The sequence below is a fragment of the Luteimonas vadosa genome (assembly GCF_039543545.1).
Taxonomy (GTDB): domain Bacteria; phylum Pseudomonadota; class Gammaproteobacteria; order Xanthomonadales; family Xanthomonadaceae; genus Luteimonas; species Luteimonas vadosa.
The window spans coordinates 964,320-987,991 of record NZ_BAABJY010000001.1 but is presented as its reverse complement, the minus strand read 5'-3'; the positions used below and the strand labels follow the sequence as shown (position 1 = coordinate 987,991).

Below are 23,672 nucleotides of genomic sequence, written 5' to 3'. Positions count from 1 at the left end.
CACGCGCCCCGCATGACTGACGATCCTTCCTCCGGCGCCTCAGTGGCGCTCCGCCGCGCGCTGCTGTCGGTATCCGACAAGACCGGCCTGGTCGACCTGGCCCGCGCCCTCCACGCGCACGGCGTGGAGCTCCTGTCCACGGGCGGGACCGCCAGCGCGCTGCGCGCCGCCGGCCTGCCGGTGCGCGACGTGGCCGACGTCACCGGGTTCCCGGAAATCATGGATGGCCGGGTCAAGACCCTGCACCCGAACATCCATGGCGGGCTGCTCGGGCGCCGCGGCACCGACGACGCCGTCATGGCCGAGCACGGCATCGCGGCGATCGACCTGCTGGTGCTCAACCTGTACCCCTTCGAGCGCGTCGCCGCGGACGTCGACGCGGGTCTGGATGCGCTGATCGAGAACATCGACATCGGCGGACCGGCCATGCTGCGGGCGGCGGCCAAGAACTTCGCCCATGTCGCGGTCGCCACCGATCCGGCGCAGTACGCCGACCTGGTCGCCGAGCTGGACGCCAACGATGGCGCGCTGTCGGCCAAGACCCGCTTCGCGCTGTCGGTTGCCGCGTTCAACCGCGTCGCGCAATACGACGCCTGCATCAGCGACACCTTGTCCGCCTTGCAACCCGACGGCAGCCGCGCGCAGTTTCCCGAACAGGCCAACGGCAGCTTCATCAAGGTCATGGACCTGCGCTACGGCGAGAACCCGCACCAGGCCGGCGCCTTCTATCGCGACCTGCACCCGGTCCCTGGCACCCTGGCGACCTTCGAGCAGTTGCAGGGCAAGGCCCTGTCGTTCAACAACCTCGCCGACGCCGACGCGGCGTGGGAGTGCGTGCGCCAGTTCGACGCGCCGGCCTGCGTCATCGTCAAGCATGCCAACCCCTGCGGCGTGGCCGTCGGCACCGGCTGCGGCGACGCCTACGAATCGGCGTACGCCACCGATCCGACCTCGGCCTTCGGCGGCATCCTGGCCTTCAACACCACGCTCGACGGCGCCACCGCCAAAGCGATCCTCGAACGCCAGTTCGTCGAGGTGCTGATCGCCCCCGGATACGCCGACGATGCACTTGACGCCTGCCGCAAGAAGGGCAACGTACGCGTGCTGAAGATTCCCCACGGCGACGGCGCCAACCTGGTCGACGTCAAGCGCGTCGGCAGCGGACTGCTGATGCAGAGCGCGGATAACCGCGTCGTCGGCCGCGACGAACTGAAGGTCGCCAGCCGTCGCTCGCCGACCGACGCCGAACTCGACGACCTGCTGTTCGCCTGGAAAGTGGCCAAGTACGTCAAGTCGAACGCCATCGTCTACGCCCGCGACCAGCGCACCGTCGGCATCGGCGCCGGACAGATGAGCCGCGTGGTCAGCGCCAGGATCGCGGGGCTCAAGGCCGAAGAAGCCGGGCTCGTCGTCCCCGGTTCGGTGATGGCCTCCGATGCATTCTTCCCGTTCCGCGACGGCATCGACGCCGCCGCGGCGGCCGGCATCGCCGCGGTGATCCAGCCCGGCGGCTCGATGCGCGACAAGGAAGTCATCGCCGCGGCCGACGAACACGGCCTGGCGATGGTCTTCACCGGTGTGCGCCATTTCCGCCACTGACCGCCAGCGCGCATGCCGGGCATGACCGTGCTGCTCCTGCTGGCGGGATTCGTCCTGCTGGTCGCGGGCGCGGAGGCGCTGGTCCGCGCCGCGGTGCGCCTGGCGGGCGCGACCGGGCTCTCTCCGCTGGTGATCGGCCTCACGGTGGTCGCCTACGGCACCAGCGCGCCCGAATTCGCCGCCAGCCTCGGCGCCGCGCTCACCGGTGTCCCCGACCTCGCGCTGGGCAACGTGATCGGCAGCAACATCGCCAATGTCCTACTGATCCTCGGCGCGACCGCGCTGGCGGCACCGCTGGTCGTGTCGCGCCAGATGGTGCGGCTGGACGTGCCGATCATGGTCGGGGTGTCGCTTCTGGCGTTCGCGCTCGCGGCCGACGGCCGGCTCGGGCGCGGCGACGGCCTGCTGCTGCTCGCGGGGGGAGTCGGCTATTCGGTGCTGCTGGTGTGGATGGGGAAGCGCAAGCCGGACGATGCCGTGGCCCCCGAGGTCGAGACCACGCCGGTGCGCTGGGGGCGTGACATCGGGTTGCTGCTCAGCGGACTGGCGGCGCTGGTGCTGGGCGCACGCTGGCTGGTGGAAGGCGCGGTCGCCGTGGCCGGACTGTTCGGCATGAGCGAACTGGTGATCGGCCTGACCGTGGTCGCCGTCGGCACCTCGCTGCCGGAACTGGCGACCTCGATCCTCGCCGCGATGCGCGGCCAACGCGACCTGGCGGTGGGCAACATCGTCGGCAGCTGCATCTTCAACCTGCTGCTGGTGCTGGGCGCCACGGCCGCGATCGCGCCGGGCGGCATCGCGGTCGGCGGCGGCGTGCTCGGCTTCGACCTGCCGGTCATGACCGCGGTGGCGCTGGCCTGCCTGCCGATCTTCTTCACCGGACACGAGATCGCGCGCTGGGAAGGCGCGCTGTTCCTCGGTTATTACATCGCCTACACCGCCTATCTGTGGCTCGACAGCACGCACAACGCCGCGCTGCCGATGTACAGCCTGGCGATGATGGCCTTCGTGGTGCCGCTCACCGTGGTCACCCTGGCCATCGTGACCTTGCGCGCCTGGCGCCACCGACGCGGTCGCAGCGGCGCGGCGCCGGTCGCGGGCGGCTTGCGCGACGACGGCTAGAATCCGCGACGAGGCAACGAAGGGAGCCACCACCTTGAAAGTCCTGGTCATCGGCGCCGGCGGGCGCGAACACGCACTGGCGTGGAAACTCGCGCAATCCCCACGCGTCGACGCGGTGCTGGTCGCACCGGGCAATGCCGGCACCGCGCGGGAAGACAAATGCCGCAACGTCGATGTCGCCGCGACCGACATCGACGGCTTGCTCGGGCTGGTGCGCGACGAAGGCGTCGAGCTGACCGTGGTCGGCCCCGAAGCCCCGCTGGTGGCCGGCATCGTCGACCGGTTCCGCGCCGAACAGCTGCGCATCTTCGGACCGAGCGCGGCGGCGGCGCAGCTGGAGGGCAGCAAGGCGTTCGCCAAGGACTTCCTCGCCCGCCACGGCATCCCGACGGCGCATTACGCGGTGCACGACGACCTCGACGCGGCGCTGGCCCACGTCCGCGACATGGGCGCACCGATCGTGGTCAAGGCCGATGGCCTGGCCGCCGGCAAGGGCGTGATCGTGGCGACGACGCTGGAGGAAGCCGAAGCCGCGGTACGCGACATGCTCGCCGGCAACGCCTTCGGCCAGGCCGGTGCGCGGGTGGTGATCGAGGAGTTCCTCGACGGCGAGGAAGCCAGCTTCATCAGCATCGTCGACGGCCACGCCGCGCTGCCGATGGCGACCTCGCAGGACCACAAGCGCGTCGGCGATGGCGACACCGGGCCCAATACCGGCGGCATGGGTGCCTATTCGCCGGCGCCGGTGGTCACGCCCGAGGTGCATGCCCGCATCCTGCGCGAGGTCGTCGAACCCACCGTGCGCGGCATGGCCGCCGACGGCGTCCCGTTCACCGGCTTCCTCTACGCCGGACTGATGATCGACGCCTCCGGCGCGCCCAAGGTGATCGAATTCAACGTCCGCTTCGGCGATCCGGAAACGCAGCCCGTATTGCTGCGGCTGCAGTCGGACCTGCTTGAACTGCTCGACGCCGCCGTCGACGGCCGGCTGCAAGGCGCGCAGGCGCAATGGGACCCGCGTCCGTCGCTGGGCGTGGTCATGGCGGCGGAAGGCTATCCCGGCACCCCGCGCACCGGCGACACCATCAACACCTGGGACGCGCCCGACGTCGCCGACACCAAGGTCTTCCACGCCGGCACGCGCATCGAAGGCGAGCATGCCGTCACCAGCGGCGGCCGGGTGCTGTGCGTCTGCGCGCTCGGCGAGACCGTCGCCGACGCCCAGCGCAAGGCCTACGCCGAGATCGCCGGCATCTCCTGGCCCGGCGAGTTCCACCGCCACGACATCGGTTGGCGGGCCGTGCAGCGGGAGCAAGGCGACGCCTCCCGTCCCGTGCGCTGACGAGGCACCGCGTTCGCCCTGTTGGCCCCGAAGGTTCCGGTCACACGCCGCCCCGATGCTCCGCCGACCCATGGGCGATGTTGGTCGTGCATGTCTGGAGTCCAGAGGCGCCCAAACGCCACGTCTTCCAGGACTCGGCCTCGCGCAGCGCGCGAAGGGGCTGCGCATGACCACCGAGGTGAGGTGGTCACGCAAGCAAGCGCGCATCCGCGCCCGCTAGACTGCATCGGTCACCGTGGGAGGCGGGCATGGCGCAAGGACCGTGGCAGGAATCGCAAGACGCGTCGCAGCCAGCGCCAGGCGGGCCACGGCAGGTGCAGGCGCGTGGCGCCGTCGCGGGTGCGACCGCGGTCGCCGACGCGCCGCAGACCCACAACCAGTTCCAGCTGCTCCGGCAGCGGCGCTTCGCGCCCTATTTCGTGGTGCAGGCGCTGGGGGCGTTCAACGACAACGTGTTCCGGCAGGCCATCATCGGCCTGCTGGCGGTCATGGTCGCGGCCGGGGCGATGGATGGCGCGACGCGCGGCATCTACACGCAGCTGGCCCCGGCGATCTTCATCCTGCCCTATTTCCTGTTTTCGGCCACCGCCGGGCAGATCGCCGAGAAGCTGGAGAAGGCGCGGCTGATCCGCATCACCACGGCGATGGAGATCGGGATCATGACGCTGGCGGCGGCGGGCTTCCTGCTGGGCTCGATGCCGGTCCTGCTGGTGGCGCTGTTCGCCACCGGCCTGCAGAGCACGCTGTTCGGGCCGGTGAAGTATTCCATCCTGCCCAACGTGCTGCGGCCCGAGGAGCTTACGGGCGGCAACGGCCTGGTGGAGATGGGCACCAGCATCGCGATCCTGCTGGGCATGCTGTTCGGCGGCCTGATCTTAGCGCTGGCCGGCGACCAGGGCGCGCTGGTGGCGGGGCTGGCGGTGATCGGACTGGCGATCCTGGGCAACGTGGTGAGCCGGATGATCCCGCCGGTGCCGGCGGCCGCGCCCGGGCTGCGCATCGCCTGGAACCCGATCCCCGAATCGCTCAAGGTGTGGCGGCTGACGCGCAAGCAGCTGGCGGTGCGCAACAGCGTGCTCGGCGTGAGCTGGTTCTGGTTCACCGGCACCCTGCTCACGGGCAACCTGCCGGTGTACGCGGAAACGCACCTGGGCGGGACGCCGACGCTGTACGTCTTCGCGCTGGCGGTGTTCTCGGTCGGCGTGGGCGTCGGCTCGCTGCTGTGCGAGAAGCTGTCGGCACGCACGGTGGAGATCGGCCTGGTGCCGATGGGTGCCTTCGGCATGAGCGCCTGCATCGCACACCTGGCGCTGGCCCCGGCGATCCCGGGCACGGGCCTGGACGTGCGCGGCTTCATCTCCCAGCCGGGGGCGTGGCGGATCGTGGGCGACCTGGCCGGGATCGGGCTGTTCTCCGGCTTCTTCGTGGTGCCGCTGTTCGCGTTGATCCAGAGCCGCGTGCCGAGGGGCGAGCTGAGCCGCGCGATCGCCGGGATGAACATCCAGAACGCGGTGTTCATCGTGCTGGCGGCGGTGGGGGGCGTGGCTCTGCAGCAGCTCCTGGACTGGTCGATCCCGCAGCTGTTCCTCGCCTTGTCCATCGCCAGCATCGCCGTGGCGCTGTACATCTTCACGATCGTGCCGGAATTCGCGATGCGCTTCCTCAGCTGGCTGCTGGTGCGCACGCTATACCGGCTGCGCGTGCATGGCGTGGAGCGGCACGTGCCCGACGAAGGCCCGGCGCTGATCGTGTGCAACCACGTCAGCTACATGGACGCCTTGATCCTGGCCGCGACCATCCCGCGGCCCGTGCGCTTCGTGATGTACCACAGGATCTTCAACATCCCGGTCATGCGCTGGATCTTCCGGACCGCCAAGGCGATCCCGATCGCCGGGGCGCGCGAGGACCCGGCGCTGATGAAGCGTGCGTTCGATGCGGTGGACGCGGCGCTGGAAGCCGGCGAGATCGTCGGCATCTTCCCCGAGGGCAAGCTCACCCGCGACGGCGAGATCGCCGCGTTCAAGTCCGGCGTGGAACGCATCCTCCGACGCGCCAGCGATGCCGGCCGCCCGGTGCCCGTGGTGCCGATGGCGCTCAAGGGCATGTGGCACAGCATGTGGAGCCACAACGATTCCCGGATGGGTCGCATGCGCGTGCCGCGGCGCTTCCGTGCGCACGTCGAGGTCGTGGCCGGGGCACCGGTCGAAGGTCGCGCGGCGACGGCGGAGGGACTGGAGCGGCAAGTGCGCCAGCTGCGCGGGGACGCGGCCTAGCGTGGGACTTGGCGCGTCGCGGCCACGCGGCAGTGCCGCGCAAGCCGCCTCAGCTCACCCAGCCCGCGACCACGAACAGCGCCAGTACGGCCAGCCAGACCAGCAGGATGCGCCAGACCAGGCTCATGGCGTCGCGCAGCTCCGGCAGCGGGCCGAGCTCCGCGAGCAAGGCGCTCGATGCGGGGACGCCCGATTCCGTGTACTCCTCGGCTTCGTCGGCGATCTCGCTCCGCACGCTGGCACGGCCGGCCGCCGCCAGGAAGCCGGTGTCCAGCGCGAACGCATCGCCGCCATTGCGTTTCCAGGCGCTGGCGACGACGTCGAAGTTGCCGACCAGGGCCATCGACAGCGTCATCAGCTGCGCCACCGGCCAGTCGAGCGCGACCAGCAGCGTGCGCGCCCCCTCGGCCGTGCCGGCGGGCAGGCGCGGCGCGGCCTCCTCCGCCGCGATCGCGGCGAGGCGGTACAGCAGGGCGCCGAAGGGGCCCAGCAACAGGAACCAGAACAAGACGCCGAACCACCGGCGCAGCGCGTTGTTGAACACCGCCTCGACGGCGGCCGGGCCGTCGACATTGGGCACTTGCCGCGCCGAGGGCCAGAGCCTGGCGGCGGCAGCGCGTCGACTCCCGTCGTCCGGCGCGTCGACGATCGCTTCCACGTCGTGGTCCAGGTCGCGCGGCCCCCAGGCATAGAACAGCGCGGCGACCCCGAACAGCAGGGCCGGCAAACCGTACATGGGGCCGTCCAGCGCGGCCTGGAACAGGCCCACTGCCAGCAGCGGCGGCAGCAGGGCCAGGACGATGCCGTAGCGACCGCGCCAGAAGCCGTCCTCGGGGAACTTCGCGTCGAGCCAGGCGAGCCAGCCATCGAACCATGCGTAGTTGCGAACGGCGACGGCGAGCGAATGCGCAAGGTGGCCAAGGACCAGCGCGACGAGCACGGCGAGCAAGGTGGCGAACATGCCCGGATTCTATCGCGCGCCGATGGCGGCGGTGGCGGCGCCGGTGTCGGCGGCCACTGCCACGCGTGTCATCCGCCGGCGTGCCAGCGCTCGATCAGCCAGCGCGAGATCGACAGCGCCGGCGACAGCTCGATGCCATCGGCACCGGACGCGCCGCGCAACGCGGCGTCGACCTGCGTCCGCGTGAACCAGCGTGCATCGTCGAGTTCGTCCCCCACCACCGGTTCGTCGCCCTGCGCATCGGCGGTGAACCCGAGCATCAGCGACGACGGAAACGGCCACGGCTGCGACGCCAGGTAGCGGCAGGCATGCACGCGCACGCCGCTCTCTTCGAACACCTCGCGCACCACGGTCTGCTCCAGCGACTCGCCCGGCTCGACGAACCCGGCCAGCACCGAATAGCGACGCGCCGGCCAGGAGGCCTGGCGGCCCAGCAACAGCCGCTCGCCATCGGACACCGCGACGATCACCGCCGGGTCGGTGCGCGGGTAGTGTTCGATGTCGCAGGCTGCGCAATGCCCCAGCCAACCGGACCGCGAGAACGCGAGCCGTCCACCGCAGGCCCCGCAATGGCGGTGGCGCGCCCGCCAGTGCAGCACGGCGCGGGCCTGTGCGAAGGCCGTCGCGTCCGCCGCGGGCCAGTTCGCCGCGGCGGTGCGCAAGTCGACCCACGCATCGTGGTCGCTCCCGGCCGCCGAGGCCACCGCGAACCAGCCCTGACCGTCGCGCATCCCCAGGAACACCGCCTCGCCGGCACGCTCTGCAAGCGTGCTGCCCGGTACGGCGCGCAACGCACCATCTTCGCCCGCCAGCGCGCGGCCCTCGGCATCGAGCTGGAGCACGCGACCGGCGGCCCACAAGGCGGCGAGCGCGGCCGGATCGTCGCGCAGGTGCTCGGCCCGGTCGAGCGCACCGGCAAGGAAGGCGAAGGAAGTGGCGGGCATGGCGTGTTCCGGCGGCGGCTCGGACCGCCATTATCCCCGTCGGGCGTTTCCGCGAGGCATGTCCGGGTGCGCGGGTACGTGGCCTTCGGCGCGGTCGCGCCGTCGCTGCCTAGGCGGTGAAGCTGCTGCCGCAGCCGCAGGTCGACTTGGCGTTCGGGTTGCGGATGCTGAACTGGGCGCCGTGGAGGCTCTCGGTGTAATCCACGGTCGCCCCCATGAGGTACTGCAGGCTGAGCGGATCGACCAGCAGGGTCACGCCGTCGGTGACCAGCGCCAGGTCGTCCTCGCCCTGCTGCTGGTCGAATTCGAACCCGTACTGGAACCCCGAGCATCCACCGCCCTGGATGTACACGCGCAGCTTGAGGTCGGGGTTGCCTTCCTCGGCGATCAGCTCGCGGACCTTCGCCGCCGCCGCCGCGGTGAAGTTGAGCGGGCGGTCCAGGGCCTGGTAGTCCGGAGCCACGGCAGGTGTTTCGACGGTATCCATGGCACCAGCATGGGGGGGCGGACGCCCGGCTTCAAGCGTCGGGTGCGGATTGCGGGGCGCTCGCCACCGCTTCACCCCACGCAAAGGACTGCTCGACCGCCGGTCCGCGGGCCGGGGCGAGCCGGACATGCACCCGCACGGGCTGGAACCCGGGCGGCAACACGATGTCGCCCTCCACCTGCTGGAAATACTTGAACGAGTACTCCGCGCCGGGCACGTCGTGCTGCTGGCGGAGCTCGCTCCACGACAGGCGTTTCAAACGACCTCCCACGGTACCTTCCACCGACAGCGTCAGGCGTCCGCTGCTCACCGCGCCACGATTGAGGTTCTGGGTGAGCGTGGCGACGAAGTGCCAGGCCTGGTCGGTCTGCGGCTGCAGCTTGAGTTCATGCACGGCCAGGCCGCGACGCTGGCCCGTGGCGCCCACGAAGCGCTCGTAGAAGGCGACATCGGCCCGCAACCCGGCGATTTCCTCGTCACGCTCCGCCAGCGTTCCCTGCAGGTCGTTGTTGGCCTCCCGGCTGATCTGGTCGGAGCGGGCGAGCGTGGCGACGCGCTGTTCCAGGGCATCGATGGTGGCTTGCTGCTCGCGCACCAGGCCCTGCGGGTCGTCGACGCCCGGCGCGAACGTTTTCCACACCCCCCAGCCGCCGAACAGCAGCGCCGCCAGCAGGACGGCGAGCAAGGCGTAGAGGCCGCGATGGTGCACGTCGCCGGCGTGGTCGACGGCGGTCTTCGCCGCGTCCCGGGACGCGGGCCCGGTCCGCGGATCCGCAGGCGCGTCGGGCAGGGGCCCGGTCGGGGGTTCAGTCATCCGCACGGTATAGCGAGCCGTTCACGGGCGCGTCAACCCGGGGCCGCTCCTATACTGGATCGCCGTCACCCGTCACGCGCGCCGACCTGGAGAGCGTCATGACCGAAGCCCACCTGTTCGCCCTCGGGGTCCTGCTGGCCTGGCTGGCCGGCATCCGGGTCTACCTGACGGTGTTCGGGGTCGGCGTCGCGGGCGCCCTGGGCTGGATCGAGCTGCCGCAGGCGCTGGAGATCACCACGTCCCCATGGGTCATCGGCGTCTCGGGGGTTTTGGCAGGCGTGGAGTTCTTCGCCGACAAGATCCCCGGGGTGGACTCCGGGTGGGACATGTTGCAGACCTTGGCACGCGTCCCCGCCGGGGCCTTCCTGGCGGCCGCGACGCTGTCGCCCGACGGCGACCTGGGTGCCGGGATGCTGGCCACCGGCGCCGGCGCGGCGCTGGCCAGCCACATGCTCAAGGCCGGCGCCCGCGCCCTGATCAACACGTCGCCGGAACCGTTGAGCAACTGGACGGCGTCGGTCACCGAGGACGCCGCCGTGGTGGGGGCGCTGGCGCTGGCATTCGCCCATCCCTGGCTCGCCCTGTCGCTGGTGGTCGCGATCAGCCTGTTGCTCGCGACGGGCATCTGGTGGGCGTGGCGACGGCTGTTCCGTCGCGCACCACGCGCCCGCGCGGACTGAGCCGCCTCCCCAACTTGCGGCACGCGACGCACGTGGCCGCGTCTGGCGCAGCGGTTCGTTGTACGCTTCGTGGGACGTCGGGGGTCACCGGCTGGCGATCGATCTGGGCGACGTTCCCGCCTGCGCCGTGTTCGCCAGGATCGGCTGGGGCGGCCTGGACCGGGTCGCGCCCGCCCGGCCACGTCGGTGCCGAAAGCCGCCCGACGGACCAACGATGAGTCCCACCCCGGAGAACCGATTCGTGCGAGCGCAAACCAAGACCGCCAGTCCCTCGGCCCGGGCCGAGCGCCCACCGGCCCAGTATTGGCGCCGCTGGTGCGAGGACGCCGGTCCGCCATTGGAGGTGCGCGACGAGGCTGACGCCAAGGCTGAACAGCTCGCGGACGCCTCGAAAGCCGCGTCATCCGACAATTCCGCAGCCCCGGCGGCGGCCGCCAGCGTTCGTGGCCAGGCCGATGCCCCGGCCTCGCCTTTCCGCGTGATGATCGTGGAGGACGACGTCAGCCAGGCGCTGTTCGCCGAAAGCGTGCTCATGGGCGCGGGGATGCAAGCCACCGTGGTGCTCGCCACCACCGACGTCATGTCCACGATCGAGGAGTTCAAGCCGGAACTGGTGCTGATGGACCTGCACATGCCGGGCATGGACGGGGCGGAATTGACCGGCCTGATCCGCAACCATCCGTCCTTCTCCCATGTCCCGATCGTGTTCCTCACCGGCGACACGGACCCCGAGCGCCGGGTCCAGGTGCTGGAGGCGGGGGCGGACGATTTCCTCGCCAAGCCGGTGCCGCCGAGGCACCTGATCGCCGCGGTGCAGAGCCGGGTCAAGCGCGCGCGCATGCTGCAGCGCCACCGTGCCGGCGATGGGCGCCACCCCTCCACCGGCCTGTACACCCGCCCGCACATGCTCCACCGCCTCAACGCCGCGATCCCCGGCCAGGGCGAAGGCGGTCTGTTCTTCCTGGAAATCGAAGGCTTCGCCGCATTGAGGGACGAAGTCGGGTACGTCGGCGTCGAGACGCTGCTGACCGAGGCCGGCCGTTACGTCGGCGAACTGGCCGGCAACGCCGCGGTCTCCCGCCTGAACGACAACACCTTCATCATCCATGTCAGCGGCATGGAGGCGGCTGGCCTGGAGGATTGCGCGCGCAAGTTCCGCGACGGCGTCGGGCGCCACGTGTTCGAAGTCGAGGGCCAGTCGCTGCGCCTGCGCACCCTGGTCGGCTATGCGGCGCTCGCCGACGGGTTCGACGACGCCAGCAGCGCGCTCGCCGCCGCCGAGCAGGCCTTGCGCCACGCGCGCACCATGCCGATCGGCATCGCGCGCTACACCCCACCGCATGCGCGCCACGACGAGCGCGACCGCGCGATGGCGGCCCTGGTGCGCAAGGCGCTGGCCGAGGACGGCTTCGAACTCGCCTTCCAGCCGGTGGTCGCGGTGGCCGGCGGGGACCAGGCGCAGTACCAGACGCTGTTGCGCTTGCGCGACGCCGATGGCGAGCTGCACACCGCTGCGGAAATCCTGGCGGCGGTGGAGGGTTCGGACCAGCTGCACCAGATCGACCAGCGCGTCGTCCAGATCGCGGTCGACATGCTGCGCGAACGCAAGAAGGAGCAGAAGCGCATCCGCCTGTTCCTCACCCAGTCAGCGCGGACGCTGGCCAGCGAGGGCTATGCGGACTGGTTGATCGAAACGCTGTCGCTGGCGGGGATCGAGCCCGGCACGCTGGTCATCGACCTGCGGCTGGACGAAGCCCTGGTCCACACCCTGTCGCTGCAGGAATTCTGCGCGCGCATGGTGCCCGAGGGCGTGCAGTTGTGCCTGAGCCAGTACGAGACAGGCATCGATCCCGAGTCGCTCCTGACCCGCTTGCCGCTGGGCTTCATCCGGTTGGCGGCGCGCTATTCGCGCGAGCTGTCCGACACGGCCACGTGCGACCAGATGCGCCAGGCCATCGACCAGGCGCATCGCCACGGCCTGCAGGTGATCGGGCAGCAGGTCGAGGACCCGCAGGCGGCGGCCACGCTGTGGATGAGCGGGGTCGACTACATCCAGGGCAACCTGGTGCAGCGCGTCGCCGAGGGGCTGGACTTCGACTTCCAGCATTCGGTGCTGTAGTGGAGGTCAGCCGCGCCCGGCCGACATTCCTGATGTTGCGCTGGCTCGCGCTGGGGGCTGCCGCCGGCGTCGCCTTGACGTTGCTGCTCGCCGTCCTGGGACTCGACGGCCCCTGGCAGGCGGTCGCACTGGCGCTGGCGCTGTTGGCGCTTTTTGCGATTACAGGGGTGGTGTTCGCCATGCGCCAGCGCGAGCGCGTGATCGCCGAGACCGACCAGCGGGCGCGCGAAGGCGAGGCCGCCATCGGCGAGTTGCAACGCGAGATCGACCGCCACACGCAGCTGGAGGCCGAACTGCGCGACGCGAAGCAGGCCGCCGAGTCGGCAGTGATGGCGAAGGGCGAATTCCTGGCCACGATGAGCCACGAGATCCGCACGCCGCTCAACGGCATCGTGCCGATGCTGGACCTGCTCATGCACGCGCCGCTGGCGCCGGACCATGCCGAACTGGTGCGCACTGCCTACACCTCGTCGCAGCAGATGCTGCGCATCGTCGACGACATCCTGGATTACTCGAAGCTGGAGGCCGACAAGCTCGTGCTCGAGAGCACGACCTTCAACCTGCGCGAGCTGCTCGAAGGCGTGATCCAGCTCATGGAGCGGCCGGCCAACAGCAAGGGCCTGCGCCTGAGCCTGCAGATCCATCCCTCGGTGCGCCTGTCGGTGCGCGGCGATCCCGTGCGCCTGCGCCAGGTGGTCGGCAACCTGGTCAGCAACGCGGTCAAGTTCACCGAGCGCGGATCGGTGGTGGTCAGCGTCAAGCGGATCGGCGAGACGGCGGCGCAGCACATGCTCCGCTTCGAGGTCCGCGACACCGGCATCGGCATCACCAAGGCCGCGCAGGCCGGCCTGTTCAAGGCCTTTAGCCAGGCCGACGCATCCACCACCCGCCTCTACGGCGGCACCGGCCTGGGGCTGGCGATCTCCAAGCGCATCGTCGACCTGATGGACGGGAAGCTGGGCGTCGACTCGGAGCCGGGACAGGGCGCGACGTTCTGGTTCGAGATCCCAATGCGCAAGGTGCAGGGCGACATCAAGCGCGCCGACGTCGCCGCCGGCAGCCGCCTGCTGCTGCTCTGCACGGATGCCCGGTTGCGCCTGCGGCTGTCGATGCTGCTGCCCAACTGGGGATATCGCGTGAGCTCGGTCGAGACCACCCAGGAAGCCCTCGACCGCCTGCGGGCGGCCGCCGGCCAGGGAGAGCCCTGGGCCTACTCCATCGTCCTGGCGGACCTGGCCGGCATGCGCAGTACGGCCGTGGCGCTGCATCGCAACCTGAGCCGCCACAATGTGTATGGTGAGCTACGTCTGGTGTGCCTGTATGGGGAGGGGCCCGTGCCGGAAGAACTGCAACGCAACGCCACCGTGCTCAGCCGGCAGGCACCCGACGACGACCTCCGGGCAGCCCTGGCGGGCGCCAAGGGCGCCTCCACAGCAGAGCAGCCGGCCGCCGGACCTCCCGTCGATGACACCGAACGCCCGATCGAAGCCGGCACCAAGGCCGCCATCCAGTCCGCACGCGTGCTGCTGGTGGAGGACAACCCGGTCAACCTGATGGTCGGGCAGCGGCTGCTCGGGGTACTTGGCATCACCTGCGACACCGCCAGCAATGGCGAGGCGGCCCTCATGCGGCTATCCGCCTCGCGTTACGACCTCGTGCTGATGGACTGCCAGATGCCGATCATGGACGGCTATACCGCCACCCGCCGCTGGCGCGAGGGCGAACAGGCAGCCGGCGACGGGCACCACCTGCCGATCATCGCCATGACCGCCAACGCCATGGCCGGCGACCGGCAGAAATGCCTGGACGCCGGCATGGACGACTACCTGCCCAAACCGGTCACCCGCAGCGAACTCGAGCGCTGCCTGCATCGCTGGTGGAATCCCGAACGCGCGCGCTTGAATGCGAGCCTTCCGCCCCCGGTCGCGCCGGATACCGCGCGGCCGATCGAAGCGGGGCAGCCGCTGTCCTCGCCGGCAGGCGAAGGAGAGCCCGTGCGCGCCGAGGATCCGATGACCGCCCCGGCGGACCTTGCGGCAGCCGAGCGCGCGCTGCAGACCACCCCCACCGGAATCGCAAAGGCGGCGGTGGATGCGAAGCCGTCCCCCCGGCCCGACCACACCCAGCCCCCGGACAACGCCCAGGCGGCCCTGCCCCCGGTCATCGATGAAACGGTGCTGGAGGAGTTGCGCGACATGCTCGGCAACGAACTCAACCATCTGGTCGAGGTCTTCCTCGAGGACACGCCCAGGATCATCGACGCGCTCGAGCAGGCCGCCGCCGGCGGCGACTTCGAAGCCTTGCGCGACGCCGCCCACTCGTTGAAGTCCTCCAGCGCCAACCTGGGTGCGATGGCGCTGTCGGCCGCCGCCAAGCGGGCCGAACTCGGCGCGCGCGAGCGGACCCTGGAACGTCCGGCAGTGGCGGCCGCCCTGGTGGCCAACGAGTTCGCACGCGCCCGCAAGGCACTCCAGGCTTTCACCAGCGCGTCGCAAGCCTGAGCCGACGTAAACGGCGCCCGTCCGGACCGGTCGTGCGGCCGCAGAAACGCGGTGGCACGCCGATCGCGCGCAAGACACCCCGCGGGCGCGCCCGCGCCCCGTGCGTCAGTCGTCGCCGTCGACCTTGATCTGCAGGTAGTTCTGCTCGCCCAGGCGCTCGACCAAGGACAGTTGGGTCTCGAGCCAGTCGACGTGTTCCTCTTCGGATTCCAGGATGTCGGCGAACAACTTGCGGCTGACGAAGTCGCTGACCTTCTCGCAGTGGGCGATCGCGGTCTTCAGGGCCGGGATCGCCTCCAGCTCCAGCGCCAGGTCGCACTCCAGGATCTCGCGCGGGTTCTCGCCGACGCGCAGCTTGCCCAAGGCCTGGAAGTTCGGCAGCCCGTCGAGGAACAGGATGCGGTCGGCCAGCGCATCGGCGTGCTTCATCTCGTCGATCGACTCTTCGTACTCGTGCTTGGCGAGTTCGTGCAGTCCCCAGTTCTTCAGCATCTTGGCGTGCAGGAAGTACTGGTTGATCGCGGTCAACTCGTTGAACAAGGCCTCGTTGAGATGCTTGATGACCTGGGGGTCGCCTTTCATGGCGGGACTCCGGATGGCGGGATGGCCCTACTCTAGCGTCGGGCCGCGCGCCATGGCGGAACGCGAATCGAGTGCATTCGCCGTTGCGACCGTCTGCGCCGCCACGCGGCAGCCGCCATGGGACGCCGTGCAACGGAGAGCGTGTCGGGAAAGAAGCAAGCCGGCCCTCGGCCGGCAAGGCTCAGGCGGCGTGCGCCACGCCGGGGAACGCGACGCGGGTGCCCTCCGCAGCGTGGTCCGCGCGTGCCTGCTCGAGCAGCTCGCAGGCCATCGGCAGGCAGCTTCCGCAGGTGGCGCCGCAGCCGGTACGCATCGTCAGTTCGGCCATGCCCCGGCAACCCGCCCTCGCCGAGTGGCGGATGTCGCTTTCGGTCACGCCATTGCAGACACACACGTACATGGGGGACATCACGCCGGTTCGGACGGGATTCCATTGCGCCACGAATGCGAATGATTGTCAATACGGCCGCCACGGCCCGAGCATCCGCGGTCAGTTCCCCGCGGCCTCCGGACCTTTCCCGGCACCCCGGACCGGCGGCTTGCGTGCGCGCTGCGGGCGGTGGTGCCGGCGTTGTTCGAAGCCGATCTTCGGGATCGCCTGCATCCCGGCCACCTGGCGTGCGAAAGGCGCGAGGTGGCGCAGCGCATTGGCATACACGCCGCGCTTGAAGTTCACCACATGCTCCAGCGGATACCAGAAGTCGACCCAGCGCCAATGGTCGAACTCCGGCTTGTCGGTCTGCGCCAGGTTCAGGTCCTCTTCGCGTCCCGTGAACTGCAGCAGGAACCACACCTGCTTCTGGCCGATGCACACCAGGCGGTCATTGCGGCGGACCGCCCGCGACGGCAGGCGATACCGCAGCCACCCGGGGGTCACCCCGAGCACCGCGACGTGGTCGGCACGCAGGCCGGTTTCCTCCTGCAACTCGCGGTACATCGCCTCGAGCGGCGTCTCGTCGGTGTTCATGCCGCCCTGGGGGAACTGCCAGCCATCGCGGCGCACGCGCCGCGCCCAGAAGACGCGGCCGTCGGGATGCATCAGCACGATGCCGACATTGGGCCGATACCCGTCCGGATCGATCACGATGCGGACTCCTGAGATTATTTGACTTGCGTCACTGCCACCGACTCTGCCATGGCGGCCGCGCAGCGACAAGCGCGGGGCGCGGAATTGACTGGCGGGGCGGCGGAATGGACAATGCGCGGCTCGCTGCACCGCTTGGTGCGTGCAGCCAGTCTGGCTATGTAGCTCAGCCGGTTAGAGCACAGCACTCATAATGCTGGGGTCGGTGGTTCGAGTCCACCCATAGCCACCATCCGCCTGCCCGCCCTGCGCCGCCGCGGCGCGCGCCATCCGGGCCTGGAACCGCCGATGGATATCTTCAAGACCTTCACCCTCGAATCGGCCCACCGGCTGCCCAACGTGCCGCCCGGGCACAAGTGCGCGCGCATGCACGGGCACTCGTTCCGGGTCGACCTGCACGTCAGCGGCGAGGTCGGCCAGGACAGCGGCTGGGTCATGGATTTCGCCGACATCAAGGCGGCGTTCCAGCCCCTGTTCGAGCAGCTCGACCATCACTGCCTCAACGACGTGCCCGGCCTGGAGAACCCCACCAGCGAGCGGCTGGCGATGTGGATCTGGGAGCGTCTCAAACCCGGCCTGCCGCTGCTGAGCGAGGTCACGGTGCACGAGACCTGCACGTCCGGTTGCCGGTACCGGGGGTGAGCCGACGTGGCCGCGGCCTGCCCTGCCGGCAGCCCGCGCGTCGGTGAACGCCCGGTCGGCCCCGGTGGAAGGCGGGGGAGGCGCCGGTGTCGAGCGGGCCGCCGGGCGTTGCGATGGTCGACCCCGGGGATGACGTCGACTCCCTGGCCGGATGGCCGGGCGGGACGACCCCAAGCCCACGAGGCCCGGCGATGGATGGCCGCCACGACCCTGCAACAGGTGGTCCGAAGCACTGCCTCGGCCCCGGCGGAAACGCCCGGCCACGCTGCCGGCCCGTGGACTTGGCCCTGGTGGGCGCCGGCGCGGAAGCAGGCCACGATCCGACTGGAAGGCAGGCGCGAAGCCGGTCCACTTAAACCGCCTCGGAAGAACTGCGAGAAGAGCCATCTCGACCTTCCTTGAACTCTCCGACGAGCCGTACCCATCGAGGCGTTCTTGCAACCCCATGATTTGTAACCACTTTAAGAAAACACTGAACGTCCGGATGCGGGTCTGAGTCCAAATGTTGCATTGCAACAATCCCTGCGCTATGCTGCACCGCACAAACCGGCAATCCCTGCCGGAACACCGCAGGAAACCGCCATGTACCAGAACATCAACGAGCAGTTCGTCAACTCGACCCGCCAGTTCGCCGATACCGCCGCCGAGGTCAACCGCCTGGCGCTGGAGAACGCGCAGACCGTGTTCGGCCTGCAGATGGCCACGATCGAAGAGAACACCACCGCCGCCTTCGCCTTCCTCGGCGAGATGGCCGAAGTCCGCGACATGGACGACCTGAAGGCCGTGTGGCCCAAGGGCGTGCAGGTCGCCCGCCAGAACGTCGAGCGCAGCGTCAGCACCGGCCAGGAAGTCCTGGGCCGCACGCTGAAGACCAACGAAGCCATCGCCCAGATCGCCAAGGGCCAGGTCGAGTCCGCCGCCGCCAAGGTGCAGGCCAAGGCCGAAGAGGCCGTGAAGGCCGCCGGCAAGACCACGAAGGCGCGCAAGTAAGCACGCCGCTCCACTGCTAGTCCGGCCGGTCTACCGGCCACGCGGTCTCTCCCCGCGTCAGGAACCCGGTCGATCCGTCGACCGGGTTTCTTTTTGGCGCATCGCCGTGCCCCGCTGCGCCGGGACGCGCGCCCCGACGCTTGCCGCATGAATGAATCAGGTTCACAATACTGCACCCAGTAGTCCAGTTAGATGCCCATGTCGGCCTGCCCCCATCGCCAGCGCGAACTCGCCGACCGGGAGAACGTGTTCCTGGACACCGCCCAGGCGCTGATCCAGCGCGACGGGCTGCTCAACCTGCAGATGTCGCGGATCGCCGAGCGCAGCCGCTACGCGATCGGCACCCTGTACCAGCACTTCGCCAGCAAGGAGGACCTGCTGGTGGCGCTGGCCACGCGCAACTGCCTCAGCCGCGTCGACCTGTTCCGGCGCGCGGCGCTGTGGCCGGGCCCCACCCGCGAACGCATGCTGGCCGTGGCGCTGGCGGACCTCATGGTGATGCGCGACAAGCCCGAGTACTTCCGCCTGACCCAGTTCGTCTGGAGCGACGTGGTCTGGAATGCCGCCAGCCCGGACAGCCGCCGGCGCTCGCTGGCGGCCAGCGCGCCGCTGGCGGAGCTGGTCGACGGCATCGTCGCCGCGGCCAGGTCCAACGGCGACCTGCCCGCCTCGGTGGCGCTGGAGCCACAAGCCCTGACCATCGGCCCTTGGAGCCTGTGCCTGGGCCTGCATACCCTTGCCCATGTCGACGGCATGCTCGACGCCCATGCGGCCGGCGATCCGCATCGGCTGCTCATCAAGCACCTGCACTACCTGCTCAACGGCTACGGCTGGCAGCCGCTGTTCGACCCTGCGGACGACACGGCCGTCGACGCTCAGGTCGAGCGCATCTGCAAGGCGGTGTTCGGCACCGCCTGCCCGGCGCCTTCCCCCCAGCTCCTGACATCCCCGGAAACCTCCCATGCCTAGTCACGATTCGACGCGAGCGCCCTCCACCCGGAAGCGCATGTTCTGGATGCTGCTTGCCGCCCTGGTGGTCTTCGGCGGCGTGTTCGCGGTCAAGGCGTTCTTCAGTGCGCAGACCAACGCCTTCTTCGACAACATGCCGCAGCCACCGGTGGCGGTCAGCAGCACCACCGCCAAGGCGCAGCGCTGGAGCGACACGGCCGAGGCCGTGGGCACGCTGGTGGCGGTGAACGGTACCGACGTGACTACCGAAGCCGGCGGCGTGGTCCGCGCGATCGGGTTCGAACCGGGCCAGCCGGTCCAGGCCGGCACGGTGCTGGTGCGGCTCAACAGCGCCAACGAACAAGCCACGCTCAGGGCGCTGCAGGCCGCCGCGCGCCTAGCCGCGGTGCAGCGCGACCGCTGGCAGCAACTGTCAAGCGAGCAGCTGGTCTCGAAGGACGAGGCGCAGCAGCGCGCCACCAGCGCCGCCACCGCGCAGGCCCAGGTCGAGGCGCAGCGGGCGCTGATCGAACAGAAGACCATCCGTGCCCCGTTCAGCGGCGTGCTCGGCATCCGCCGGGTCAACCTCGGCCAGTACCTGTCCCCGGGCACGCCGATCGTCAGCCTGCAGCAGCTCGACCCGATCCATCTCGACTTCAGCCTGCCCGAGGGACAGATGGGCAAGGTCGTGGAAGGCACGCAGATCCGCGCCACGGTCGACGCGCTGCCGGGCAAGACCTTCGAGGGCCGCATCACCGCGATCGAGCCGCAGGTCGACCCCGACACCCGCAACTTCAGGCTGCAGGCGACCTTGCAGAATCCGGACCATGCCCTGCACCCGGGCAGCTTCGCCCAGGTGCGCTTCGACCTCGGCGGCGAGCGCAAGGTGGTGGTGGTCCCGCAGACCGCGGTCAGCTTCAATCCCTACGGCAACGCCGTCTACGTGATCTCGAGGGTGAAGCGGCGCGACGGCGAGACCGACATGCAGGGCCAGCCGCTGACCGGCGACAAGCTGGTCGTGAAGCAGCGCTTCGTCACCACCGGCGCCACGCGCGGCGACCTGGTGGTGGTGACCGACGGCCTGGCGCCCGGCGAGGAGGTCGTCACCAGCGGCCTGCTCAAGCTGCGCAACGACGCCGAAGTCACCATCAACAACACCGTGCAGCCCGGCGCGCAGGCGCGGCCGAAGGTGCAGAACCGCTGAGCCTCGGCGTCGCCCGCCAAGCCACCGATGCCGGCTAGCCCCCACCCCAGCCCTCCCCCGCTTGCGCGGGAGGGATTGAATGAAGCCCTCTCCCGCAAGCGGGGGAGGGGGAGACCGAGATGAAATTCACCGACATCTTCATCAACAAGCCGGTGCTGGCGATCGTGGTCAGCCTGTTCATCCTGATCTTCGGGCTGCGCGCCTTCGGCGAGCTCAACGTGCGCCAGTACCCCGAGCTGCGCAATGCGGTGGTCAATGTCAGCACCACGTATTTCGGGGCCGACGCCGACCTGATCGAGGGCTTCATCACCACGCCGCTGGAGCGCGAGATCGCGAGCGCCGACGGCATCGACTACATGACCTCCACCAGCGCGGCCGGGGTCAGCGTGATCCAGGCCTACATCCGCCTGGACCAGGATCCGAACGAGGCGCTGACCCAGATCGCGGCCAAGGTCAACAAGATGCGCGGGCAGCTGCCGCCGGAGTCCGAGGACCCGGTGATCGACCTGCAGCAGGGCCAGCAGATCGCCGCGATGTACCTGTCGTTCGCCAGCGACACGCTCGACAACAACCAGATCACGGACTACCTGACCCGCGTCATCCAGCCCAAGCTGGTGACGGTGCCGGGCGTGCAGCGCGCCGACATCCTGGGCGCCGGCACCTTCGCCATGCGCATCTGGCTCAAGCCCGACCGCATGGCCGCGTTGAAGGTCACCGCAAGCGACGTGTCCGACGCACTGCGCTCCAACAACGTGCTCTCGGCACTGGGCTCGACCAAGGGCCAGATGGTCGCGATCGACATCACCGCGCGCACCGACCTGCGCAATGCCGAGGAATTCCGGCGGCTGGTGATCCGCGAGCAGGATGGCGCCATCGTGCGCCTGGGCGACGTGGCCGACGTGGCGCTGGGCTCCGAGAACTACGGCACGTCGGTGCGCATGAACGGCGAGGCCGCGACCTTCGTGGGGGTGTACGTCGCGCCCGACGCCAATTCGCTGGATGTGATCAAGGACGTGCGCCGGCTCTGGGATGCGCAGGTCGTGCCGCAGCTGCCGGAAGGCATCGCCGGCACCATCCCCTACGACAGCACGGAGTCGATCCAGGAAGCGATCGACGAGGTGGTGAGCACGATCATCGAAGCGGTGCTGATCGTGATCCTGGTGATCTACCTGTTCCTGGGCTCGCTGCGCAGCGTGATCATCCCGGCGGTGACGGTGCCGCTGTCGCTGGTCGGCGCGCTGTTCCTGATGCTGCTGATGGGCTTCACCATCAACCTGCTGACCCTGCTGGCGATGGTGCTGGCGATCGGCATCGTGGTCGACGACGCGATCATCGTGCTCGAGAACATCCATCGCCACATCGAGGAAGGGATGAGTCCCTACGACGCGGCGATCAAGGGCGCGCGCGAACTGGCCTGGCCGGTGGTGGCGATGACCACGACGCTGGTGGCGGTGTACGTGCCGATCGGCTTCCAGGGCGGCCTGACCGGCGTGCTGTTCACCGAGTTCGCCTTCACCCTGGCCGGCGCGGTGCTGCTGTCGGGCGTGATCGCCCTGACCCTGTCGCCGATGATGAGCGCGAAGATGCTGAAAGCGCACGACCGCGAGCACCCCAAGGGGCGCCTGGAAGCCTGGCTGGACGAGAAGTTCGACTGGCTGCGCGACGGCTACCAGCGCAAGCTGCATGGCGCGCTGGAAACCCGGCTCGTGATCGGGGTGTTCGGCGCCATCGTGCTGGTCAGCTGCGTGTTCCTGTACGCCACCGCGCCCAAGGAACCGGCACCGCTGGAGGACGAGGGCTTCATCTTCTCCATCGCGCAGGCCGATCCGTACGCGACGCTGGACTACGTCGAGCGCTACACCGAGCAAGTCACCGAGATCGCCAAGGGCGTGCCCGAGGTCGAGGGCTACTTCCTGTTCAATGGCGGCTTCGGCGGCAGCGGCGGCGGTGCCAGCCCCAGCGCGGTGGCGGGCTTCGTGCTCAAGCCCTGGAGCGAGCGCGAACGCTCCACCAAGCAGATCCTCGAGCAGGTGCTGCAACCGCAGATCTCGCAGGTGACGGGCCTGAACACCTTCGCCCTCGTCCCGCCCTCGCTGCCCAGCGCCGGCGGCGATGGCGGCGGCGAATTCATCATCGGCGGCGTCGGCGAGCTCAGCCAGCTCGCCGAGCTGGCCGATGCGATCCTGGCGAAGGCGCGTGAGAGCAAGCGCTTCATCTTCCTCGACAAGGACCTGAAGATCGACAAGCCGCGGATCGAGGTGCAGATCGACCGCGACAAGGCCGCCAGCCTGGGCATCGACATGCGCACGCTGGCCGCGGACACCGCGGCATTGCTGTCCGGCGGCTACAGCAACCGCTTCGCGATGCAGAACCGCTCCTACCTGGTGATCCCCCAGGTCCAGCGCAGCGACCGCCTCAACGCCAGCGCGCTGGAGAACTTCTACACGCGAACACGCGACGGCGAGCTGATCCCGCTGTCGACCCTCATCACCCTGAGCGCGAGCACGCAGCCGCAGTCGCTGAAGCGGTTCCAGCAGCTCAACGCGGTGTCGATTTCGTTCGCCCCGCGACCGGGGGTGAGCAAGGGCGAGGCGCTGGACATCCTGGAGCAGGCGGCGCGCGAAGTCCTGCCGCAGGGTTACAGCGTCGACTTCGCCGGCGAGTCGCGCCAGTTCCGGCAGGAAGGTTCGGCCATGCTGGTCACCCTGCTGCTGGCGCTGGTGGTGATCTACCTGGTGCTCGCTGCGCAGTTCGGCAGCTTCCGCGACGCGCTGATCATGCTGCTGACCGTGCCGATGGCGATCAGCGGCGCGCTGCTCGTGCTGAACGTGCTGGCGCTGGTGTCCAACATCCTCGGCTTCCAGGGCATCGAGGCCTTCCCCGGGATGAGCATCAACATCTACACCCAGGTCGGCCTGGTGACGCTAATCGGCGTGATCACCAAGCACGGCATCCTGATCGTGGAGTTCGCCAACAAGCTGCAGGTCGAGCAGGGGCTGTCCAAGCGCGAGGCGATCGAGGAAGCCAGCGCGATCCGGCTGCGCCCGGTGCTGATGACGACGGCGGCGCTGGTGTTCGCGATGGTGCCGCTGCTGCTCGCCAGCGGTCCCGGCGCGGCCGCGCGCTTTTCCATGGGCACGGTGATCGCCGCGGGCATGACCATCGGCACCGCCTTCACCCTGTTCGTGCTGCCGGCGTTCTACCTGTACCTGGCGCGCGACCACAGCCATGGCCGTGCGCGGGACCCTGGCACGACCACGGTCGCTCGGGAGGGCTTGCCGCCGCCGGCACACCAGCATGGATGAGGCGAGGACCCGCGCCTTTTGCGTACGCCTCGCGGGAATGGCCGGCGACCACTAGGCTTTTTCGCTGGACCAGCG

Annotated in this window: 19 protein-coding genes and 1 tRNA gene; 13 read left to right on the top strand and 7 right to left on the bottom strand. The window is 69.6% G+C overall.

The features are described 5' to 3' along the window. The first annotated feature begins 12 nt into the window (after window positions 1-12). From purH to ABD970_RS04470, 4 genes are all read left to right on the top strand, one after another. Entirely contained in the window at window positions 13-1,599 is a 1,587-nt protein-coding gene (purH, locus tag ABD970_RS04485; protein WP_345294286.1) for a bifunctional phosphoribosylaminoimidazolecarboxamide formyltransferase/IMP cyclohydrolase, read from the top strand. A 21-nt stretch (window positions 1,600-1,620) separates the two neighbouring features. Then, a complete protein-coding gene (locus tag ABD970_RS04480; protein ID WP_345294285.1) occupies window positions 1,621-2,721 on the top strand; it encodes a calcium/sodium antiporter in 1,101 nt (366 codons plus the stop codon). Between the two features lie 34 nt (window positions 2,722-2,755). Continuing rightward, window positions 2,756-4,063, top strand: a complete 1,308-nt coding sequence (purD, locus tag ABD970_RS04475; protein WP_345294284.1) for a phosphoribosylamine--glycine ligase — start codon at window positions 2,756-2,758, stop codon at window positions 4,061-4,063. Window positions 4,064-4,311: 248 nt separating this feature from the next. Beyond that, window positions 4,312-6,336 carry an MFS transporter gene (locus tag ABD970_RS04470; protein WP_345294283.1) on the top strand — a complete coding sequence of 675 codons (2,025 nt, stop codon included), beginning with the start codon at window positions 4,312-4,314 and terminating at the stop codon, window positions 6,334-6,336. A 49-nt stretch (window positions 6,337-6,385) separates the two neighbouring features. Here ABD970_RS04470 and ABD970_RS04465 read toward each other — a convergent pair whose 3' ends face one another. From ABD970_RS04465 to ABD970_RS04450, 4 genes are all read right to left on the bottom strand, one after another. After that, a complete protein-coding gene (locus ABD970_RS04465; RefSeq protein ID WP_345294282.1) occupies window positions 6,386-7,297 on the bottom strand; it encodes a cobalamin biosynthesis protein in 912 nt (303 codons plus the stop codon). A gap of 68 nt (window positions 7,298-7,365) precedes the next feature. Next, window positions 7,366-8,241: an NAD(+) diphosphatase gene (gene nudC, locus ABD970_RS04460; RefSeq protein ID WP_345294281.1), complete on the bottom strand. Its 876-nt coding sequence runs from the start codon at window positions 8,239-8,241 to the stop codon at window positions 7,366-7,368. A gap of 109 nt (window positions 8,242-8,350) precedes the next feature. Next, window positions 8,351-8,728: an iron-sulfur cluster insertion protein ErpA gene (gene erpA / locus ABD970_RS04455; RefSeq protein WP_345294280.1), complete on the bottom strand. Its 378-nt coding sequence runs from the start codon at window positions 8,726-8,728 to the stop codon at window positions 8,351-8,353. Between the two features lie 31 nt (window positions 8,729-8,759). Further along, window positions 8,760-9,542 (bottom strand): DUF6776 family protein, encoded by a 783-nt coding sequence (locus ABD970_RS04450; RefSeq protein ID WP_345294279.1) that lies wholly within the window; start codon window positions 9,540-9,542, stop codon window positions 8,760-8,762. Between the two features lie 98 nt (window positions 9,543-9,640). On the opposite strand from ABD970_RS04450, the gene ABD970_RS04445 reads away from it, so the two are divergent. From ABD970_RS04445 to ABD970_RS04435, 3 genes are all read left to right on the top strand, one after another. Beyond that, a complete protein-coding gene (locus ABD970_RS04445; RefSeq protein WP_345294278.1) occupies window positions 9,641-10,222 on the top strand; it encodes a DUF4126 domain-containing protein in 582 nt (193 codons plus the stop codon). A gap of 214 nt (window positions 10,223-10,436) precedes the next feature. Further along, the gene (locus ABD970_RS04440; RefSeq protein WP_345294277.1) at window positions 10,437-12,341 is read left to right on the top strand and encodes an EAL domain-containing protein; all 1,905 of its coding nucleotides are present in this window, start codon (window positions 10,437-10,439) and stop codon (window positions 12,339-12,341) included. A gap of 32 nt (window positions 12,342-12,373) precedes the next feature. Next, entirely contained in the window at window positions 12,374-14,842 is a 2,469-nt protein-coding gene (locus ABD970_RS04435) for a hybrid sensor histidine kinase/response regulator (RefSeq protein ID WP_345294276.1), read from the top strand. Window positions 14,843-14,947: 105 nt separating this feature from the next. Here the strand turns inward: ABD970_RS04435 and bfr are convergent, their stop codons facing one another. The 3 genes from bfr to ABD970_RS04420 all read right to left on the bottom strand — a co-directional run bounded on the left by bfr (window position 14,948) and on the right by ABD970_RS04420 (window position 16,508). Beyond that, window positions 14,948-15,424, bottom strand: a complete 477-nt coding sequence (gene bfr, locus ABD970_RS04430; protein WP_345294275.1) for a bacterioferritin — start codon at window positions 15,422-15,424, stop codon at window positions 14,948-14,950. A gap of 181 nt (window positions 15,425-15,605) precedes the next feature. Continuing rightward, window positions 15,606-15,824 carry a (2Fe-2S)-binding protein gene (locus ABD970_RS04425; RefSeq protein ID WP_345294562.1) on the bottom strand — a complete coding sequence of 73 codons (219 nt, stop codon included), beginning with the start codon at window positions 15,822-15,824 and terminating at the stop codon, window positions 15,606-15,608. 90 nt (window positions 15,825-15,914) lie between these two features. Then, window positions 15,915-16,508: an RNA pyrophosphohydrolase gene (locus ABD970_RS04420; protein ID WP_345294274.1), complete on the bottom strand. Its 594-nt coding sequence runs from the start codon at window positions 16,506-16,508 to the stop codon at window positions 15,915-15,917. Between the two features lie 155 nt (window positions 16,509-16,663). Between ABD970_RS04420 and ABD970_RS04415 the strand changes: the two genes are divergently transcribed. The 6 genes from ABD970_RS04415 (at window position 16,664) to ABD970_RS04390 (ending at window position 23,597) form a co-directional block, all read left to right on the top strand. Further along, window positions 16,664-16,740 (top strand) — tRNA-Met (locus ABD970_RS04415). A 56-nt stretch (window positions 16,741-16,796) separates the two neighbouring features. After that, on the top strand, window positions 16,797-17,150 hold the full coding sequence (queD, locus tag ABD970_RS04410) for a 6-carboxytetrahydropterin synthase QueD (RefSeq protein ID WP_345294273.1): 354 nt from the start codon (window positions 16,797-16,799) through the stop codon (window positions 17,148-17,150). A gap of 582 nt (window positions 17,151-17,732) precedes the next feature. Further along, entirely contained in the window at window positions 17,733-18,140 is a 408-nt protein-coding gene (locus ABD970_RS04405) for a phasin family protein (protein ID WP_345294272.1), read from the top strand. Window positions 18,141-18,338: 198 nt separating this feature from the next. After that, a complete protein-coding gene (locus tag ABD970_RS04400) occupies window positions 18,339-19,109 on the top strand; it encodes a TetR/AcrR family transcriptional regulator (RefSeq protein ID WP_345294271.1) in 771 nt (256 codons plus the stop codon). Further along, on the top strand, window positions 19,102-20,292 hold the full coding sequence (locus ABD970_RS04395) for an efflux RND transporter periplasmic adaptor subunit (protein WP_345294270.1): 1,191 nt from the start codon (window positions 19,102-19,104) through the stop codon (window positions 20,290-20,292). The genes ABD970_RS04400 and ABD970_RS04395 overlap by 8 nt, the downstream gene beginning before the upstream one ends. Window positions 20,293-20,411: 119 nt before the next feature. Then, window positions 20,412-23,597: an efflux RND transporter permease subunit gene (locus ABD970_RS04390; protein ID WP_345294269.1), complete on the top strand. Its 3,186-nt coding sequence runs from the start codon at window positions 20,412-20,414 to the stop codon at window positions 23,595-23,597. Window positions 23,598-23,672: the final 75 nt, after the last annotated feature.